21 protein-coding genes are annotated in these 19,143 nt (G+C 48.9%); 7 read left to right on the top strand and 14 right to left on the bottom strand.

Annotated features, from left to right (window positions below):
• Positions 1 to 52 precede the first annotated feature (52 nt).
• Genes tpx through sppA form a run of 3 tightly spaced genes read right to left on the bottom strand, consistent with a single transcriptional unit; the run spans position 53 to position 2,134 of the window.
• Entirely contained in the window at positions 53 to 550 is a 498-nt protein-coding gene (gene tpx / locus CRN96_RS03830) for a thiol peroxidase (protein ID WP_097039312.1), read from the bottom strand.
• Positions 531 to 1,118 carry an RDD family protein gene (locus CRN96_RS03835; RefSeq protein ID WP_097039314.1) on the bottom strand — a complete coding sequence of 196 codons (588 nt, stop codon included), beginning with the start codon at positions 1,116 to 1,118 and terminating at the stop codon, positions 531 to 533. Before CRN96_RS03835 ends, tpx begins: the two co-directional genes overlap by 20 nt.
• 11 nt (positions 1,119 to 1,129) lie before the next feature.
• Entirely contained in the window at positions 1,130 to 2,134 is a 1,005-nt protein-coding gene (gene sppA / locus CRN96_RS03840; protein WP_097039316.1) for a signal peptide peptidase SppA, read from the bottom strand.
• Between the two features lie 87 nt (positions 2,135 to 2,221).
• Between sppA and CRN96_RS03845 the strand changes: the two genes are divergently transcribed.
• The gene (locus tag CRN96_RS03845; RefSeq protein ID WP_097039318.1) at positions 2,222 to 3,022 is read left to right on the top strand and encodes an NAD kinase; all 801 of its coding nucleotides are present in this window, start codon (positions 2,222 to 2,224) and stop codon (positions 3,020 to 3,022) included.
• Positions 3,023 to 3,040: 18 nt separating this feature from the next.
• Here the strand turns inward: CRN96_RS03845 and thiI are convergent, their stop codons facing one another.
• The 3 genes from thiI to CRN96_RS03860 form a co-directional block, all read right to left on the bottom strand.
• Positions 3,041 to 4,240: a tRNA uracil 4-sulfurtransferase ThiI gene (thiI, locus tag CRN96_RS03850; protein ID WP_097039320.1), complete on the bottom strand. Its 1,200-nt coding sequence runs from the start codon at positions 4,238 to 4,240 to the stop codon at positions 3,041 to 3,043.
• Positions 4,237 to 5,364 carry a cysteine desulfurase family protein gene (locus tag CRN96_RS03855; RefSeq protein WP_097039322.1) on the bottom strand — a complete coding sequence of 376 codons (1,128 nt, stop codon included), beginning with the start codon at positions 5,362 to 5,364 and terminating at the stop codon, positions 4,237 to 4,239. The genes thiI and CRN96_RS03855 overlap by 4 nt, the downstream gene beginning before the upstream one ends.
• A 71-nt stretch (positions 5,365 to 5,435) precedes the next feature.
• Positions 5,436 to 7,130 carry a septation ring formation regulator EzrA gene (locus CRN96_RS03860; protein WP_097039324.1) on the bottom strand — a complete coding sequence of 565 codons (1,695 nt, stop codon included), beginning with the start codon at positions 7,128 to 7,130 and terminating at the stop codon, positions 5,436 to 5,438.
• Between the two features lie 123 nt (positions 7,131 to 7,253).
• Between CRN96_RS03860 and CRN96_RS03865 the strand changes: the two genes are divergently transcribed.
• The 3 genes from CRN96_RS03865 to CRN96_RS03875 all read left to right on the top strand — a co-directional run bounded on the left by CRN96_RS03865 (position 7,254) and on the right by CRN96_RS03875 (position 9,076).
• Complete coding sequence (locus CRN96_RS03865) at positions 7,254 to 7,706, top strand: GAF domain-containing protein (RefSeq protein ID WP_097039700.1); 453 nt, start codon at positions 7,254 to 7,256, stop codon at positions 7,704 to 7,706.
• A gap of 222 nt (positions 7,707 to 7,928) precedes the next feature.
• Positions 7,929 to 8,531: a 30S ribosomal protein S4 gene (rpsD, locus tag CRN96_RS03870; protein ID WP_097039326.1), complete on the top strand. Its 603-nt coding sequence runs from the start codon at positions 7,929 to 7,931 to the stop codon at positions 8,529 to 8,531.
• Positions 8,532 to 8,707: 176 nt separating this feature from the next.
• On the top strand, positions 8,708 to 9,076 hold the full coding sequence (locus CRN96_RS03875; protein WP_245844532.1) for a c-type cytochrome: 369 nt from the start codon (positions 8,708 to 8,710) through the stop codon (positions 9,074 to 9,076).
• Between the two features lie 32 nt (positions 9,077 to 9,108).
• Here CRN96_RS03875 and CRN96_RS03880 read toward each other — a convergent pair whose 3' ends face one another.
• The 4 genes from CRN96_RS03880 to CRN96_RS03900 form a co-directional block, all read right to left on the bottom strand.
• On the bottom strand, positions 9,109 to 9,291 hold the full coding sequence (locus tag CRN96_RS03880; RefSeq protein ID WP_097039331.1) for a hypothetical protein: 183 nt from the start codon (positions 9,289 to 9,291) through the stop codon (positions 9,109 to 9,111).
• Positions 9,292 to 9,359: 68 nt separating this feature from the next.
• Complete coding sequence (locus tag CRN96_RS03885; RefSeq protein ID WP_097039333.1) at positions 9,360 to 10,535, bottom strand: M20 metallopeptidase family protein; 1,176 nt, start codon at positions 10,533 to 10,535, stop codon at positions 9,360 to 9,362.
• Positions 10,536 to 10,554: 19 nt separating this feature from the next.
• Positions 10,555 to 11,148: a GNAT family N-acetyltransferase gene (locus CRN96_RS03890; RefSeq protein ID WP_245844533.1), complete on the bottom strand. Its 594-nt coding sequence runs from the start codon at positions 11,146 to 11,148 to the stop codon at positions 10,555 to 10,557.
• 394 nt (positions 11,149 to 11,542) lie between these two features.
• Positions 11,543 to 12,451 carry an alpha/beta hydrolase gene (locus CRN96_RS03900; protein WP_097039338.1) on the bottom strand — a complete coding sequence of 303 codons (909 nt, stop codon included), beginning with the start codon at positions 12,449 to 12,451 and terminating at the stop codon, positions 11,543 to 11,545.
• 94 nt (positions 12,452 to 12,545) lie between these two features.
• Here CRN96_RS03900 and CRN96_RS03905 point away from each other — a divergent pair, with 94 nt between their 5' ends.
• A complete protein-coding gene (locus tag CRN96_RS03905; protein WP_097039340.1) occupies positions 12,546 to 13,109 on the top strand; it encodes a histidine phosphatase family protein in 564 nt (187 codons plus the stop codon).
• A gap of 65 nt (positions 13,110 to 13,174) precedes the next feature.
• Here CRN96_RS03905 and CRN96_RS03910 read toward each other — a convergent pair whose 3' ends face one another.
• From CRN96_RS03910 to CRN96_RS03920, 3 genes are all read right to left on the bottom strand, one after another.
• A complete protein-coding gene (locus CRN96_RS03910) occupies positions 13,175 to 14,362 on the bottom strand; it encodes a DUF418 domain-containing protein (protein WP_245844534.1) in 1,188 nt (395 codons plus the stop codon).
• A 92-nt stretch (positions 14,363 to 14,454) separates the two neighbouring features.
• On the bottom strand, positions 14,455 to 14,724 hold the full coding sequence (locus CRN96_RS03915) for a hypothetical protein (RefSeq protein ID WP_097039342.1): 270 nt from the start codon (positions 14,722 to 14,724) through the stop codon (positions 14,455 to 14,457).
• Positions 14,725 to 14,758: 34 nt separating this feature from the next.
• On the bottom strand, positions 14,759 to 15,904 hold the full coding sequence (locus CRN96_RS03920; RefSeq protein ID WP_097039344.1) for an MFS transporter: 1,146 nt from the start codon (positions 15,902 to 15,904) through the stop codon (positions 14,759 to 14,761).
• Positions 15,905 to 16,029: 125 nt separating this feature from the next.
• On the opposite strand from CRN96_RS03920, the gene CRN96_RS03925 reads away from it, so the two are divergent.
• The gene (locus CRN96_RS03925; RefSeq protein ID WP_143544278.1) at positions 16,030 to 16,521 is read left to right on the top strand and encodes a hypothetical protein; all 492 of its coding nucleotides are present in this window, start codon (positions 16,030 to 16,032) and stop codon (positions 16,519 to 16,521) included.
• A 21-nt stretch (positions 16,522 to 16,542) separates the two neighbouring features.
• Here CRN96_RS03925 and CRN96_RS03930 read toward each other — a convergent pair whose 3' ends face one another.
• Positions 16,543 to 17,493, bottom strand: coding sequence for a dipeptidase (locus tag CRN96_RS03930; protein WP_097039347.1), 951 nt, complete (start codon positions 17,491 to 17,493; stop codon positions 16,543 to 16,545).
• 204 nt (positions 17,494 to 17,697) lie between these two features.
• Between CRN96_RS03930 and CRN96_RS03935 the strand changes: the two genes are divergently transcribed.
• The gene (locus CRN96_RS03935) at positions 17,698 to 19,029 is read left to right on the top strand and encodes a YjiH family protein (protein WP_097039349.1); all 1,332 of its coding nucleotides are present in this window, start codon (positions 17,698 to 17,700) and stop codon (positions 19,027 to 19,029) included.
• Positions 19,030 to 19,143: the final 114 nt, after the last annotated feature.

A 19,143-nucleotide genomic window follows, 5' to 3' on the forward strand; every position in this document is an offset into this window, starting at 1 on the left:
AAAGATGGACTGTCCATTACCGGACAGTCCTTTTCAATCATTATATTACATTTTATAAAGATTTCAAAGCATCAACAGCTGTGTCATAGTCCGGCGCTTCCGTGCCTTCGGATACATATTCCGCATGGACGATCTTATCATTTTCATCGAGGACGAACACGCTGCGCGCCTGCAGCCTCAACTCGTCCATCACGGTGCCGTAATTTTCACCGAAGGAAAGATCCCTGTGGTCGCTTAAAGTGATGACATTATCAAGACCTTCCGCTGCACACCATCTCGACTGCGCAAAAGGCAGATCATTCGATATCGTCAGAATGACCGCATTATCGACTGATGACGCATCCTCGTTGAACTTCCTCGTCTGCTTTGAACACAGACCCGTATCGAGCGACGGCACCACGCTGATCAATTTCTTTTTACCCTGATAGTCGGAAAGTGTGACTTCCTCAAGACTGTTGTTCAAAACCGTGAAATCAGGTGCTGTGTCGCCGACTTTCACTTCTTTCCCGCCGAGTGTGACCGGATCGCCTTTAAACGTGACTTCTGCCATTGTACAAATCATCCTCCCGGTAATTATGTCGTTCCTCTTCGATTATACGCGCTTTGATCTCTTTTTTGTACAGATTGAAACTGTTCTTCACCACATAAGTATCCGCGAAATAGTCATGCAGGCCGATCCTGCGCTCGGTGAACAGTGCCACAAGGTACGGCAGGTACCACAATGTATTGTTGATGTATCTGCCGACGAGCTCACGGAATATCACCTGGGACAGTGAGAGTTTTTCCGAATCCCTGCCCACCACCGTGATGCCGGTGATCATTTTACCGAGCGTCGCCTGTGCAAAGTACGTCATGAGTATGAAGTACAAGTAATAAAGGAGCCCCGTCGCGATGTTTGCGACACTCAGCATCGGCGTCAGGAAATATGCATCCCCCACCCCCGCCAATTGGAGGACCGGATGGATGATGATCTGGCTGAGCCCCCAGATCGCGAGGCCGTCGATGATGAATGCCACGGCCCGGCTCAGAAAGGAGGCGGTCGACATGTAATCGAGCTTATCCGCCCATGTGTCGCGTTCAGGCTCATATCGGATTCTTTCAGTTTGTGCGTTTTCCATACTGTCCCTCCTTATCTATCATACAGGTACATCGGCTGAAGGCCCTGGCGGTTATTGATCAGGTTTTCCATGCGTGCAATGTCGTTGCGGCCGGTGAATTCGCCGATCAGGCTGCCCACGCCGTAATTCAGGTTGATGCCCGCGAAGTTGGTCGTGTAGCCGTATTCGATGATCTGAGGATTGCCGCCGATCTCTTCCTTCAATGCGGCCGTCGCATCTTCGATGTAGCCGATCTGATCGACAAGCCCGTTATCCAGTGCATCTTCACCGAGATAGATGCGGCCGTCTGCGATGTCCCTCACTTCGTCCTCACTCATGCCGCGGCCGTCTGCCACGACCTGGACGAAATCATCGAACATGCTGTCGACCATGCCCTGGACGTATTCCGTCTCTTCTTCGGTCGGTTCCCTGGTCGCACTCAGCATCTCCTTCATATCACCACTTGTATACGTGTTGAATTCGACACCCAGATCTTCGGCAAGCTGTTCAAAGTTCAACGACTGCATGATGACACCGATTGAACCGGTCATGGTTTCATCTGAAGCGAATATCTGGTCGGCCGGTGCAGACACATAATATCCTCCAGAGGCAGCCATGCCGCCCATTGAACTGTAGATGATCTTGCCGGCTTCTTTTGCTTCTGTAAGGTATTTATGTACTTCAGCTGATTCGTACACCCCGCCTCCGGGTGAATCCACATTCAAAAGGACAGCCTGGACGGTATCGTCTTCAATGACCTGCTTCAATGATTCAATCACAAGCTGATGGTTATACTGCTCCGCTGAGAACATGCCGGGTTCACTGCCCGTGTCGATGATGGTGCCTTCAATGTTGATCATGGCGATCTTACTGCCCGGATCCCCCTGTTCGACGATCTGCGCCGGTGGAAACTCCCCGCCCGCAAACTGATCGAAGGTTTCCTGGAAATCACTGGCCCATAAATTCGTGAAAATCGAAAAGAATATGCCGAAAACGAGCAGTGTTCCCGCAATGACTGCAGCTATTATACGTTTCATAATCTCACTCCCTATTATTTAATCCTATTCCCTTTTTATGATAACATATAGATGATCGATTCAAATAACATTTGAGGGGTGGCACATGTGGAGCAATTTAAGAATGTTTACTTCTTCGACCCTTTCGGTAAAGATACGGAAAGGATCAGGAAAGACCTGGTCGAAGTCTTCAAAAATCTAGGGATCAACACTGTCGATTCAAGTGTGGAAGCGGACCTGATCGCTTCGATTGGAGGGGACGGCACGTTCCTGCAGGCCGTAAGGAAGACCGGGTTCAGGAATGACTGTGTCTATATCGGCATCGCCATCGAAGAAGATGACTATATGTATGTGGATTTCAGCTATAAAGAGAGCCGCATGATCGAAGAGGCGCTGACTTCCGAAGAAACCCATGTGCGCAATTACCCGACCATCGAAGTGAAAATCAACGACAACCAGTCAAGCTACTGCCTGAATGAATTCACACTGAGATCAAGCATCGTGAAGACGATCATGATGGATGTCTACATCGATGACTTCCTATTCGAACAGTTCCACGGGGACGGCATACTCGTATGCACGCCGACCGGCTCGACCGGCTACAACAAATCTTTAGGCGGTGCCGTCGTCGACCCGTTGCTGAAAGCGATCCAGGTCACGGAACTTGCGAGCGTCAACAACAACAAGTACAGGACACTCGGCACGAGTTTCCTGCTCAATAAAGACCGTCCGCTCACGCTGATGATCGATAAAAAGCGGGATTACTACCCCATCATGTCACTCGACAATGAAGCGCTCAGCCTGCAGAACACCGAAGAGGTCCAGATACGCGTCTCGGACAGGGTCATCAAGACATTGAAGCTTCCGAACAACACTTTCTGGCACAAAACGCAAAGAAACTTCCTGTAAACCAGGAAGTTTCTTTTTTTATAACAATTCCCCGAATTCCGCAGCGGCTTCTTCACTGTTCGGGGTATATGTTTCTATGCCCGAGATCGCCTTCTCGATCAATGGTCCGAAATCCACTCTCTCTTCGAACTTCCTGACCTTCTCAAGCGACGGCTTCGTTTTCGGCGACTTCGGCTTGAAGATCGTACAGCAGTCCTCATAAGGGAGGATGGACGTTTCATAAGTCCCGAACTGCTTCGCCATATTGACGATGTCATTCTTCTCCAAAGTGAGCAGCGGGCGGAGCACCGGCATGTTCGTCACTTCATTGATTGCATGCATACTCGTCAGTGTCTGTGAGGCGACCTGCCCGAGGTTCTCCCCGTTGATCACCGCCTCCGCCCCTGTCGTCCCGGCGAGTTTTTCGGCGATCTTGAGCATGACGCGCCTTGTGGACGTCATTGACAGATTGTCCGGTATGCGGTCGTACAAAGTCGTCTGCAGCTCGGTGAACGGCACGATATGCAGCTTGATGTCATAACCCGTCCGTTCACTCATGATATCGACGAGCTTCTTCACTTTCTCAGTGGCCTCAGGGCTTGTATACGGCGGCGAATGGAAGTGCACCGCTTCGATTTCAACACCCTTTCTCATGACATCGAGTCCTGCGACCGGGGAATCTATCCCGCCGGAGAGCATCAAGAGCCCTTTGCCGCCGGTGCCGAGCGGCAGTCCGCCCAGACACTGTACAGTGTCGTGGTACATGTAAACTGCATCGTGACGCACTTCCGCCGTGATCGTATGGTCAGGTTTCCTGACGTTCACAGACAGGTGATCCGTATTTTTAAGCACATAGCCGCCGAGCATATCCTGTATATCGAACGTCACTAGGTGGAATGTCTTATCGGAACGCTTCGCTTCTATCTTGAAGGTGCGGCCCGCCCCGAAGTCCTTTGCAAACTGCAGGGCAGTCTCCTTCATCTCCTCTTCGGATTTTTCGATCTTCACCACCGGTGAGACGCTGAGTATCCCGCTGATGTGCTTCAATTTTTCAATGACCTGATAGGCGTCTGCTTCCAGCAGATCGATGTACCCCCGGTCCCGCGTCGTCTTTATATGGACATCCATACCGTCGAGTGCCCGGTTCATGCGCTTCCTCAGAGCACTGACGAACATCTTCCGATTTCTGCTCTTCAGCGTCATCTCACCGTAGCGGATTAATATATGATCGTATTTCATTTTAAAACATCTCCTATTTCTTCGTATACCTCTTTAAGCGACCGGATCAGCACTTCGATGTCCCGGCGCGTGGTGTTCCCCGACATTGAGATCCGTATGCTGCCGTCGATCACCTCTTTATCCACGCCCATGGCTGTGAGTGTCTCGTTGGACATGGCACGCTCTGAAGCGCAGGCACTTGTCGTCGATACCATGACATTTTTCCCTGACAGTGCATTGACCACCACTTCGCCTTTCGCCCCGTTGAATGCCATATTGATGATATGCGGGACACCCGAAGGCTGTATGGTGATCGACCCATGAGCTTCCATCTCTTCCCTGATCATGCGGTTGTACTCACTGATCCGTTCAATATCATCACCCATGTTTTCAACAGAGAGCCTCAAGGCTTTCGCCATCGCCGTGACCGACGGCAGGTTAACCGTCCCGCTCCGTATATCGAATTCATGGCCGCCGCCGTAATGGATCGGTTCTGCTGCCTTGATTTCCTTCAGCATCAGTGCACCTGCACCTTTGACACCGTGGAATTTATGGGCGGATATGCTCACCGAATCCACGCCTTCATAATTGAAGCGAGCCTTGCCCACCGCCTGGGTGGCATCCACATGGAAGTGAGCCTTTGGATAATCCGTGAGTGCTGATTTGATCTCTTCCACCGGCTGTACTGAACCGACGATATTATTGACTGCCATGACGGTGACGAGTATGACATCTTCATCGAGCAGTGACTTCAGATGATCGACATCCACCCGGCCAGCTTCAGTCGTACGGATGAACTTCACATTGAAGCCTTCTTTCTGTTGATGGTCGAGGATGTTGATCACGCTCGGATGCTCGAGCTCGCTGACGAGGATGGTGCGGCCGAACCTCTTCTTCCGCCTCAACGTGCCCTGCAGGGCGATATTATTGCTTTCCGTCGCACCGGAAGTGAATACACACTGGTAGTGCGGCAGCCCGAAAATCTCAAGGACCTGCTTCCTTGAAGCTTCCAGAAGCTTCGCACTGTCCCGCCCGGCTTTATGGATGCTTGCGGTGTTGAAATAATAATCTTCGTTCACTTTATTGAAAGTATGCAGCGCTTCTGCATATGGTTTTGTTGTGGCGGCATTATCAAAATAATGCATCCAATTCTCTCCTTCCATGGAAAATGACTTAGAATATTAATATTCTAAGTCATTTCGGCCAACTTATAAATTCACTTTTCATCATAATCATTTTCAATCTTCCGGGCGGCGCCGGGCTCCACTTTTTCAAGCGCGCCTTTGATGATTTCAAGGGCACGTTTGTATCTGCTCTCCTTGAACATCCGCTCGGATTCGCGTATCTGCGCATCGAATGCATGATCGTCCCTGCGGTATCTGTTACCGTATTGTATCATGATTTCGGTGAGTTCCGCATCTCTCAGCAGTTCATAGGCCTCCTGTTCGAACTCGTTCAAGTCCATCACCGTCTGATTCACTTTATCCTTGATGTACTGGACATTCAGCGGACGTTTGCTGAAGTAGTCTTCGATTTTGCGGAGATTGATATCCAGCTCATTTTTGATGATGATGAACCGTTCCGGGACTTCAGGCAGGTTTGAAGTCACAAGTTTGCGGTAAACCTTTTCTTTTTTGTCATGGATATAAATCGTATTCTCTTTTGCCTCTTCGGCATCGTCCCTTAAGCTGATGAGATGTTCCTGGATTTTCTCCTGCTCATCGTTGATCTGCAGAATCTGATCCTTGATATGGGAAATCCTGTTTTCAACTTCACTGAACCTTGCGTTCGTCTTCGCTGTCTCCGTCACAATCTCATCATACACATCCACAAGACTTTCAATCTCATGTTCGAATTTCTGAACTGAATGGATGTCTGCGTCGTTGATAAAAAACTGATCTTCCATATACTGCATCTCTGTTCTGAGCGTGTAATTCGAATTCCTTGCATGGAACAGCTCGTCGGTGATGAGCGGCTGATCCTGATCCACTTTGATCTTCGCTTTCACTTCAACTTCAATCAGCTCGAGTATATCGTCGACCTGAGTGTTGATGTCATCGAGTATTTTACGCGCTTCATCCAAATCCAGCCTTGAAATCAAAGGCTCGACAAGGTTCAGCTTGCCTTTCAGCGTGGATAATTTGCCTTCGACCTTGATGTGATCGAGGTCATACCCTTCCGCTTTCAGATCACGGCAGCCGAATCTGATTTCCTGAAATTGGGCAGGCAGATCTTTTTGGACTTCCCTGATCAAAACAGGGATATCATCCATGTTCTCCTTCAGCGTTCGGAGATCGCTGCGCACATCTTCAATATGACGTCCTGCACTGACGTAATTGCCGTCGTTGATCATGACATCATATTCCCTGATCTCGGGTTCGAAGCTGTCGATCAGCTCTTCAAGCGGCCCGCTGGCATCGCCGAACTGATATGCACTGGCCAGCACATCACGCTTTGCCTCCCTGTGGAGTTTCTCAGCTTCCGCCCTAGCAATCGCCGATTTTTCATTCATCTGGACCAGTTCATCGATTTCCGACGTCAACTGGTCATATTTGGACTCGACCCTGGCGATACTGGCTTCGCCCTGTTTCACTTTCTCATCACTCGCACTGAATTTGAATTTCTCAAGATCTTTCTTTGCTTCCGAAAGCCTGCCTTCAGAGGTATCAAGTGAATCTTTTAGTGAAGCCTGCCATTCTTTCTGCCAGCCGGTGTACAGCTTTTTAGCCTCACCATGAAGGTTCAAATCTTTAACTTTGAATAATTCATCCTGGAAAGGAAGAGCTTTGACATCTTCCAATTTATTGAACTTATTATTGATATCTTCCAGTTTAGTGTTTCTTATGTAAAAAACGACAGCAACTGAAATTGCTATTAATACAACGATCCCGATAAGTAGATAGACCCACATACGCTTACCTCCTACATATATTATCAATTATAGCCTAAAAGCTTGAAACAAAAAACATATAATAATATAATTTATAATTAATTTGATGAATGAAGGGTGATTGACATGGTTACGGAAACTAATATGACAGATTACAGAATGCTGAACAAGACTCTTGAGAGCCTGCTCGAAGATGAAACGAACAGGATCGCAAACCTCTCCAACGCTTCAAGCCTCCTCAACCAGACTTTGAAAGATATCAACTGGGCCGGTTTCTACCTTTATGACGAAGAATCCGACCAGCTTGTCCTCGGACCTTTCCAGGGGCTGCCTGCATGTGTCAGGATCGATAACGGAAAAGGCGTCTGCGGCACGGCATTCAGGGGCAATGATGTGTTCGTCGTCGACAACGTCCATGAATTCCCGGGGCACATCGCATGCGATGCAAACAGTAATTCGGAAATCGTCGTCCCGATCTATAAAGATGGTGAGCCCATCGGTGTGCTTGACATCGACTCCCCTGTCTTTGACCGCTTCAGTGAGGAAGACCGCCTCGGACTGATCGAGTTCGTCGAGGTATTGAAAAAATACATCTGACACCCTTGACATATACATAGATAATATGTAGAATATACTATTGTGTAAATGAACGGATTAAGTAGCTTACAATCATCATGTGTCCGTATGTGGTTCCCATCAGTTGGTGTGTTGTGTAACCAATGCTATGAGGCGAAGGCACTTAAAATCACATACCCATATGGGCGGTTGTTACCTTATGATGTTTATTGCATAAATAAAACACAATAAGGAGGAGTCAAAATGGCTCGTTTTACAGGTTCAATTTGGAAAAAGTCCCGTCGTTTGGGTATCTCCCTGACAGGCACAGGCAAAGAGTTGGAACGTCGTCCGTACGCACCAGGTGACCACGGTCCGACACAAAGGAAGAAAATTTCGGAATACGGTCTTCAGCTTCAGGAGAAGCAGAAGCTTCGTTATATGTATGGAATCAACGAACGTCAGTTCCGCACGATTTTCGAACGTGCAGGCAAACTGAGAGGTGTTCATGGTGAGAACTTCATGATCCTCCTCGCATCACGTCTTGATGCAGTCGTTTATCAGATGGGTCTTGCGCGTACACGCCGTCAGGCACGCCAGCTCGTCAACCACGGTCACGTCACTGTTGACGGCGGCCGCGTCGATATCCCTTCCTACCACCTGAAACCAGGTCAGACAATCGGACTTCGTGAGAAATCACGTAACCTCGACATCGTCAAGGAAGCAGTTGAAGTGAACAACTTCGTACCTGACTACCTGACTTTCGACGAGGAAAAAATGGAAGGTACATTCGTACGTTTCCCTGAGCGTTCTGAACTGCCTGCTGAGATCAACGAACAGCTTATCGTTGAGTACTATTCAAGATAATAGGTAAGTTTCTTTTAAAAGGCTTATGCCCATCGTTTTTTCGATGGTGCATAGGTCTTTTTTTGATGGACCGGTGCTGCTTCAGGCGTCCCTGCCATGATAAGCTTTCTTTTTAAATATATATGTTTGTGATATATTTAATCTGTATTAATATTTCAATTTTGAGGGGTGAAGTCATGGATTTTAAGAAGTATTTGATGGCGGGCGGCCTTTCGCTTGTACTCGTACTCGGCGCGTGCGGCGGCGGTGAAGAGGGTGCTGAGGAGTCCGAAGAACCTGCAACTGAAGAGGAAACGACTGAAGAAGACAGCGGCGCTTCAAGCGGGGATGTGGATGCAGAAGGCATTGCCCAGGCCACGTGTGCTTCATGCCACGGTGAAGACTTTTCAGGCGCTGTCGGTCCGGCCCTTGCAGGCACCGACCTCAGTGAAGAAGAGTTTACCGAGATTGTAAGGAACGGCGAGGGCTCCATGCCTGCTTACAGTGAAGACCACATCAATGATGAGGAACTTTCTGCACTATACACTTATTTCAGTGAATACTGATGAAAAAAACCGTCCTTTTGGACGGTTTTTTGTTATTTCACTTCACGCACTTCTTTTATCAGATTAGGGAAAATCGAAAAGCCGTCGACTTCCATATAAGACTTCTTATGGGCAGCCGCCACTTCAAGTTCCCGCTTCAAAGTTTCCGCCGTATGGCTTTCAGTTTCCAAAGTCTCTTTTTTCCCCGACTTATAAACGATTTCAATTTTAGACATGTTCTGACCTCTTATCTTTAAAATGTAATATCAATTTTACCACAAATATTACAGGACGGTGAGGATTATCACTGCCCGGCTTTCAGTTTACCGAGCGTATCGATCGCACCCTGGCTCATCGCTTCGATGCCGTACTTGAAGGCGTCCTCATTCAATCTGAAAGAAGGGTTGTGGAGCGGCTTCTGCCCTTCCCCGACTGATGTCCCGAGCCAGTAGTAGACCCCCGGATATTTCAGGAGGAACCTTCCGAAATCTTCACCGGCAAGGCTCGGCCTGACTTTTGGCAGAGCGGCTTCCCCGTATAATTTCGAAATGGTCTCATGCATCTGATCCGCCCACTCTTCTGAGTTGATGGTCGCAGGATAGCCGTCCAGATATTCGATATCGACGGATGCCCCCATCGCCTCGGTGACATTATTGACGATTTTGTGGAACCTTTCCTTCACCATCTCTTTAGTCTCATTGGACTGCGTCCGGATGGTGCCGACGATTTCCGCCGTCTCGGCGATGACATTATGCTGTGAACCGGCCTGGAATTTTCCGACGGTGACGACCGACGGTTCGAAAGGATCGGCATTGCGGCTCACGATCGTCTGCAGCGCATTGACGACCTGGGTGCCGACGATGATGGCATCCACCGTGTCATTCGGCATGGAAGCATGGCCCCCCGACCCTCTGATCACCAGTTTGAAACGGTCCGAATTCCCCATCACCGGCCCGGCCATCACACCGAACTGGCCGACCGGGAGGCCTGGCCAGACATGCTGTGCAATCAGCACATCCGGCTCCCGTCCGTCGAATATGCCCTCATCCATCATACGCTGGGAACCACCGGTCGGCGATTTCTCCTCGGCAGGCTGGAATATCAGAAGGACGGTGCCGTGGATCTCATCGCGCCTTTCCATCAGCACCTTGCCGACGGCCACAAGCATCGATGTATGGGCATCATGGCCGCACGCATGCATGACACCTTCGTTTTTTGAACTGAACGGCTCCCCTGAAATTTCATGGATGGGAAGCGCATCGATGTCCGCCCTGAGGCCCACCGTCTTCCCTTCATGTGCCCCTTCGATGATGCCGAGCACGCCTGTACCGGCAAAGCCGGTTTCAAAAGGGATGCCGAGCGCCGTCAGCTGCCTTTGGATCCTTTCGGAAGTCTCAAACTCCTCATCACTCAGTTCGGGAAATTGATGCAGTTCACGTCTGAATTCAATGGCTTCTTCTGTAATCTGATCGAAATTCATAATATCCTCCTTAAATTAATCACTCATCATGCTTCAAATAGTACTCAATGTCCGTACCGTTGAAATTCGTGCCGATGTGCCTGTGCCCGTTCTCAAGCATCCACCCCGTATCCCGGTAGTCGATTATTTCCGCCTCTCCCGAAACCTCGAGGGGTTCTTCCAAGTTCAGCTGCAGCACGTGCCTCAGCTTACCGCCGTACATATACTTCGTGTTGATGATTTTAAAGCCGAGCCGCAATTTATCTTTTAAACTCGGCAGATTCGTCGGCATCACTGTCGTGAAGATGTATTTGAAACGTCCATCGGCCCTGACCTTCTCAATCAGTTCCCGGCCGAGCTTCGTCTGGAAACCCTGGCCGCGCCACTCGGGGTGGATGAATGTGATTTCAGAGTAGATGACCTCGTTCCTGTTCTCCACCCTGCCGTCTTCGGCGAGATGCTCGGGATCATTGAGCGGCGGTATGTACATTGCACGGACAGCTTTGAGTTCTTCCCCTTCAAAGAGGCCGATGATGAAACCCTGTTCTATCATTTCTCTGAACTCACCGCGTCCGATGGTCTCGAGCACCTCCTTATCTTCCAGGTTTTCGTAAACGAAATCCTGTAACTCCATTACGTCCTCCAGTTCATCCGGAGTGATATGTCTATATTCCAACACTGCACCAGCTCTCTATTTAGAATTAAAATTTATTTTCGTTTATGAAACATTTTGTGCACATAATGTTTACTTCCTCCCTGCTTCGGTTATAGAATGTCGAGGGAGTTGGTGTATCATGACAATTTTAGTCAAGTATAGTGACACCAAGAATAACGAAACTAAGTATCACCTGGTGAACAATCCAAGTGAGACAGAGCATATAAAAAGACACTATATGAAAAAAGTCAGTCGCTGTGATGATCCGGCATATAATATGATAGAAATCATATATCCGTATCATACCGAAAGAGTTAAAATTTACGAATTGAATTACAGGAGACCTTCCTAGCGTCTCCTGTAATTTTTTTGTTTAAAGGTTGACTTTCAGCCATGTGAACATCAAGTCCAGCCAACGGCTCGCCCGCTCATCCACCCTGCCGGTCAGTTCCGTCGCAAGGCTGAGGCCGTGCTCGCCCTGCTGGAATGTATGCAGTTCCCACGGCACCTGGTGCTCATCGAGCGCTTTTGCGAAATCCAGTGAATTCTGGACGAACACAAGTTTATCCTCCATCGTATGCCAGATGAATGTCGGCGGTGTGTCGGACGACACATGATCCTTCAGCCGGCTCAGGTTCACCGTTTCTTCGTCGGGCACCGCACCGTAGACCATCCTTGAAGCGATTTCCATGAATTTAGGGTCGCCCATCCCCCGCTCCTCTGCAATTTCCTTATTGAGAAGATAGTCGAGTATCGGATAACTCAGGACCTGGAAGTTCGGCCTGAACCATCTGTTGTCGACACCCGCAGCCTCACTCAGCCAGTCACTCGACCAATGTACACCGAGGCTTGCTGCAAGGTGTCCGCCCGCCGAAAATCCCGCGACACCGATCCGGTCCGGATCGATATTGAATTCATGGCAGTTCTCACGTATGAAGGTCATCGTCATGGCAAGCTCCGTCAGGGGCGTCGGAAATTCCGATCCGAGCACTTTATCGTCTTCGACCATCGCCGCCAGCTGATAAAGCTCATCCCGTGTCGGCGTCCTGCCTTCCTTCTCGATGGCGCTGCCGATCGTTGAATAATTCAGTATGAAGACATGATACCCCTGTGCCAAGAACTGGTATGCGACAGGTTCGGCCTCCCTTTTGGAAACGTACATATAACTTCCACCGGGACAAATCACCACGGCCGGGTGCCCCTCCGCCGTCTTTTCCTGTGCACCGAGCATCATCGTCACTTCAGCATGGTGATCCCCGATATAGAAACTTTGCAAGTTCATGATTTAACCCCTCTCAATAATTTGAAACAAAGACGAATTACAGTCATATTAATGTTATCATATAATTTAATAATTTTATCCTGAGGTGTTATAAATGGCGAAGATTTTTTTAGTGAGACATGGACTGACGGAATACAACCAATCACTCCGGCTGCAGGGTTCGAGCGACATACCGCTGAATGAGGCGGGAATCAGACAGGCTGAAAAAGCACGGGAATTCTTCAAGGAGGAAAAAGTCGACGTCCTCTTATCCAGCCCGCTGTCGCGTGCCTATAAGACTGCAGAAATCATCAACGAGCATCATAACCTGGAGATCAAAGTGTTCGATGAACTGGAGGAGCAGTCCTTCGGCCCGCTGGAGGGTGAGCACATCGAGCATATCCGCCTGAAATATCCGCAGGGTGACCTGCCGGGTGTCGAATCCTTCGAATCCCTGGCAGTCCGTACTTCCAAAATGATGGACTACATCGAAGAAAATCATATGGGTAAGAATGTGATGATATCAGCACATTCACGGACGATCAAATCCTTCCTGTCACATTACACAGAAGAGATACACATGGTCCTCACCAAACTTCACAACTGTTCACTCAGCTTGATCGAGCATCGTGACGGCGGGTGGACCGTCACGGACTATAACATAGATACGCAGGCCTAGCCGAACAATATAAAAAAGCCGGATGGAAGTGGTTTTATACGCACTTCCATCCGGCATATTGCTGATCAACGCTTTATCGGGATGACTTTCAGGTACGTCACCGTCCGCCACAGCCATTCCAGCGGTCCGAATCGGAACACTTTCATCCACAAGTGGCTGTAGATCACCTGGATGGTGAACACGGCGAGCACAATCGGGAGGAACCAGACGGCATCCACACGGTTGAAGAGGTTGAAGCCGTAAAAGATCACCATCATGATCACCGTCTGCATGATATAGTTAGTAAGCGCCATCTGCCCGACCGGCTGAAGGATTTTGACGAGTACGGGCAGCCGGCGGACGATGATCAGGAACATTGCGATATAGCCGAGTGACATCAACGGTCCGCCGAGCGTATTTGCGATCAGCGACAGCATGTTCCATCCGCCGTCGAGCGTCTCGTAGGTCATTGCATAACCGGTGACGATCTTGACGGGCAGCCCGAATCCGATGCCGATCATTGCCGTCCTGTTGACGAGGCGCCTGTGCCCTTTCAGATCACTGAATATGCCTCTCTGTCCTGCATACAGTCCGAGCAGGAATACAGCAAGGACGACGGGCACAAGGAAAACGACATTCATCATGCTGAGTCCGAGGAATGCGGCATTGATGCCGAGCAGCCCCAGGTAGTCATTGTCGTGGATCGTCTCCGTCATATCGAACCACAACGGAAAAGCCCCCTCCACCGGGATGTTCACCACGAACATTGAGGCCGCCATCATGAGCAGGAAAACTGTGAAGACGGACAGGATGACGATGCTGATGACGAGGTTCACTTTGGGATGCAGCTTATAAAAGAACAAAAGGAGCACCCCGGTCACCGCATATGTCCATAAAATATCCCCGTACCACAGGAAGACGCCGTGCAGTATGCCAAATATGAGCAGCATCCCCATACGGCGCAGAAACAATACATTGACCGACTGCACCCTCTCCTGTGCCCTGGAGAGGAATATGTAGAACCCGAGTCCGAATAAGAATGAAAACATCGTATAGAAATTCGTGGTCACGAAAGTATTGATGAAGAAAATCGTCCATTCATTGTACTGGCCGGCAAACCGCTCTGTCTCCTTCATTTCCATGGCATCCTGCATCAATGGTGTCGCAAAGGACATGATGTTCATCATTAAGATGCCGAGTAAAGCAAAACCTCTGATGCCGTCGATCTCATGGATCCTTTCGGAAAAGACCGTCGGCTGATGACTGTTGTTCACATGCTCACCTCGAATTTTATTTTAACTGCCTCTCCATTATAAACTTTCCTTTAAAAATAAAAAACCGGACGGCTAATTTGCCGTCCGGCTTTCTACCATAATACAAGATCCACCGACTGTCCTGTAAAATATGAATACAAATAATACACGAACAGGCCGATCAGCGGCAGGAATACGAACGCGAATACGAACACCCTGAGCAGTCTCGTGAACAGCGAATATAAAATCCTGAGCAGTACGACCGCCCCTGTTGCAAGCGCGACGTTCACGAATGTGTATTCGATCGCCGCCACTTCAAAATAATTCAGCAGATATATGGATAACAACCCGACAGCTGCATATAATATAATTCTCATCACCATAAAAAATCCCTCACAATACGTTCCTCTGATTATATTAAGTATACAATCTTTTATCCTCTTTTACTAACAGAGCGAATATGATGCCAAGCAAAATGATGAAGAAACTGAGCCATGGTGCATAACTGATATCGAAACGGCTGATGAAGACCCCGCCGATGACGGCGCCGATGCCGATGCCGAGGTTCAGACCTGACATATTCCAGCTGAAGACATTCGCAGCGGAACCTTCCACCGAATCCACAAGGCCCGACTGGACCGCCGGACTTGTACTCCACTGGAAGAGGCTCCATATGAACAGGTTCATATAGAATAACACCGGAGTGCCGTAAAGCAGCGGCATGATCAGCATCGTGACTGCAAACAATGAAAGCATCACGAGGATGGTCCGCTTCGGTCCGAAGCGGTCGACCAGGTTCCCGCCGAGCATTGTACCGGCCATCCCGCCGGCACCTGCAATGAACAGGGCGGCGGAGACATTGGCAAGGGTATAACCGTTTGAAGTCATCAGCGGTGATATGTAGCCGAGGACGATATAGTTGCCGATCAGCACGGACATGGTCACGCCGATGTAAAAAATGACGTTCTTCATATTTTTAATGTATGTCTTCGAAGTGCTCTCCTTATCCGGTGCATCCTTATCCGGTGCCAGCAGGATCAGTGCGAGGCCGACGACCAGCGCGAGCACGATCACAAGAAGGAAGATGATCCTCCATCCGAACATCGTCCCGACGAGCGTGCCGAGCGGTATGCCGAACACATTGGCAGCGGAAAAGCCCATATATACAAGCGCAATCATCTTACCCCTCGTACTCGGTTCCGACAGCAGCACCGTCATATCCAGTATCTTGACTATGAAGACCGCAGCCGCCATCGCCGTGATCACCCGCCCCAGGGCAAGCATCAAAAATGTGCTGGAAAGGCCGAAGATGACATTTCCGATGATGAATACGACCAGGGACAGCAGGATGACCGGTTTCGGTTTATATTTCTCCGACATCTTCACCAGCACCGGGCCGAAAAATGCAAAACTCACTGCATACACCGTGATCAACTGCCCGGTCACGGCAACGCTCATCCCCAGGTCATCACTCATCAGCTCGATGATACCGGATATGATCAATTCCATCATACCCAGCAGGAACACGCCGACAGTAAATGTGACCAATAACTTTTTATTCATAATTTCACCCATCAATCCTAAAAATAATCAACTCGAGTATTATACAATACTACTGAAGGATTTGAAACTAATTGTTTTACACCGCCCTCTTGTGAAAGTAAAATAAAAAGAAAGCAGGTGACAAAGTGAAAAAAATAATTTTAATGATATCCGCAGTCAGTTTCATACTGATGGCGTGCAATGATGGTGAGACATCTGAAATGGAAGAAATGTACGAAGCTTTCAACAGGAACCATGAAGAATTGAGGAATGATGTGGAAAGGGAACTGGATGCCGTCAGGAATGCGGAGGACCGCGAAGAACAGCTCGACATCTACTATAACAACCTGATTCCGAAGTTCGATGACTTCAAGGCGGTCATCAACAATTTCGAGTTCGGCAGTACGGAAAACCTCGAATTGCAGGAGAGTATGCTGGACTATATCGACAGCCTGGAAGAACTCACGCGTATGTACGGTCAGTTCAACCTGAATTTTCATGTGGCCAATCCGATGGATGATGAGGACTTCTCCACGTCATTCGAGGAAGAACTTGATGCGATCAGGGCGCTTGAAGTTGAAACCGATGAGAAATATGAAGCGGTGGAGGCCCAGTACAATGCATTGGTGGAAGAGTAAAAGGCTGTTTCCAGCCTTTTATCACCCTCCGAATCTATCGATGAAATTCCTGTGCGTGATTTTCTCTGTGAACCCTTCTCCATACTCATCAACGAGTGCATCTACCAGATTCTTATATTCCCCCGAATGGCGCAGTCCTTCGACATATGTTGCGATGCCGTCGAAATCCGATCCGATGCCGATGTTATCCGCGCCGCCGAGGCTGATGATCCGGTCGATATGCGGGAACAGATCCTTGATGACGATATCCCCCTCCCCGATGAATGGCGGACAGAACACGATGTTGATCATCCCGTTCCCCGCAATGATCCGTTCGATCTGCTCATCCGTGAGATTCCGGGGATGATCGTGCACTTCCCTCACATTAGAATGGCTGGCAAACACCCGGTCGGCCATGCCGATGATGTCGTCAAAGCCGGGCACATTCAAATGGCTGACGTCGATGAGTATGCCATGTTCATTACATAACTCGATCACTTCCCGGCCGAAATTCGTGAGCCCGGCCCCCCTTTTCTCTCCGACGCCGTCCGCCACCAGGTTCGCATTGTTCCAGACGAGTCCGAGTGACAGGACACCGAGCCTGATCAAAGTGCGCAGCTTCATCAGGTCGTTTCCGAACGCATCAGAACCTTCCAGTGTCAGTACAGCCCCGATCTCATGTTCTCCCAGTTTGCTGATGTCTCTTAAATCTTTGATATGTACGACATTTTCGCAGGTCAGCACTTCATTGTAGAATACATCCGCCTGTTCGAGTGCATGCTGCCATTTTTCATTATCCGGGATTCTTGGAGAAATGAAGATCGCAAAAAATTGGACTTTGACACCGCCCTCTTTCAGCCGTTCATAATTTGTATCGATTTCATCCGCATCCAGGTACCGCATCGGTTTCTGCTCATCCATGAAGCCGAGCATATTCCTTCTATCCTTCTGCAGCTTCAACAGCGCGTCACAGTGTGTATCAATTATTTTCAACTTTTCCGCCTCCTTTTAATCCTCATTATACAGACTATTTGATCTGCTACAAAAGTTAAAAAGCTTTATACATCACTAAATAAGTATTGAATTAATATGAAGCAGCGTATAAACTTAAAGCGAGAAATGAAACCGCTTTCTTAAATATTTTCTATTTACTTTACAATTAAAAATTGTATAATCATATTGAAAGAAGGGATATTTATGAATAAAACTGCAACTTTATTAAAATTTCTGATACCTTCGCTGATTGGTGTCTTCATGTTCTTATTCCCGATGACGGATGCAGACGGTAATACTACAATACCGATTGCATATCTCGCAGGGCTTCTGCTCGATATAATCGGGCATGAAGCAGCTTTGATCATCATCATGGTCATAATCGTCCTGTCCGCACTGCTGACGGTCGTCTTCAGCTGGATCACCCGTCCGGAATCGAAAATGCTGGCAGACTTGTTTACAGTGACGCCGGTATGGGTCATCACCAGATTACTCGGTGCAATCTTCGTCCTGATGACATATTTCAGTCTCGGACCTGAAGTCATCACCTCGGAAGTCACAGGCGGCATGATCTTCAATGATCTGATGCCTACACTGCTCTCGGTGTTTTTATTTGCCGGCCTGCTGCTCCCGCTCCTTTTGAATTACGGGCTGCTGGAGTTCATAGGTGCTTTGTTCACCAAAATAATGCGTCCGCTGTTCACGCTGCCCGGCCGCTCAACCGTCGACAACCTCGCCTCATGGGTGGGTGACGGTACGATTGGTGTCCTGTTGAGCAGTAAGCAGTACGAAGACGGTTATTACACGAAAAGGGAGGCAACCGTCATTGCGACGACCTTCTCTGTCGTATCCATCACATTTACTGTGGTCATCCTTGACCTCATCGGCCTGATGAGTTACTTCGGGGCGTTCTACCTGACCATATTGATTGCAGGCCTTGCAGCGGCATTCATCATGCCGAGGATACCGCCCCTGTCCAGAATCGAAGATACATACTACCGTGAGGACAGGGATGTGAATGAAACCGTGCCTGAAGGCTACAACCCGGCAACATGGGGATATAAGCAGGCGATGGGACAGGCTGAAAGGGCAGCCGGTTTTGGAGAGTACATCAAGGATGCTTTGAAGACCGTCGGCGATATGTGGTTTGCGGTACTGCCGATCGTCATGGCCATCGGTACACTCGGTACGATCGTCGCTGAATATACACCGGTGTTCACATGGATCGGGGCACCTTTTGTACCCCTCCTTGAACTGATGGGTCTGGAAGAGGCACAGGCTGCATCCGAGACACTGTTCATCGGATTCACCGACATGTTCCTCCCTGCCATCCTCATTGAAAGTGTCGCATCGGATATGACACGTTTCGTCATCGGTGCATTGAGCATCACCCAGCTGATCTATCTATCTGAAGTCGGCGGTGTGATACTCGGTTCCAAAATACCGGTCGGCCTCGGGAAGCTCTTCATCATCTTCCTGCTGAGAACGGCCATCACCCTGCCTATCATCGTAGTGATGGCACATATCATCTTTTAATATTCCACAAAGAGCCGGATTAATATCCGGCTCTTTCTTTTGTTGGAAAAGTCTGATAACTTTAGTGTATATTAATCATTTGATTGATGAAATCTGACACAATTTCATATGAGG

The organism is Salinicoccus kekensis (assembly GCF_900220995.1).
Lineage (GTDB): Bacteria > Bacillota > Bacilli > Staphylococcales > Salinicoccaceae > Lacicoccus > Lacicoccus kekensis.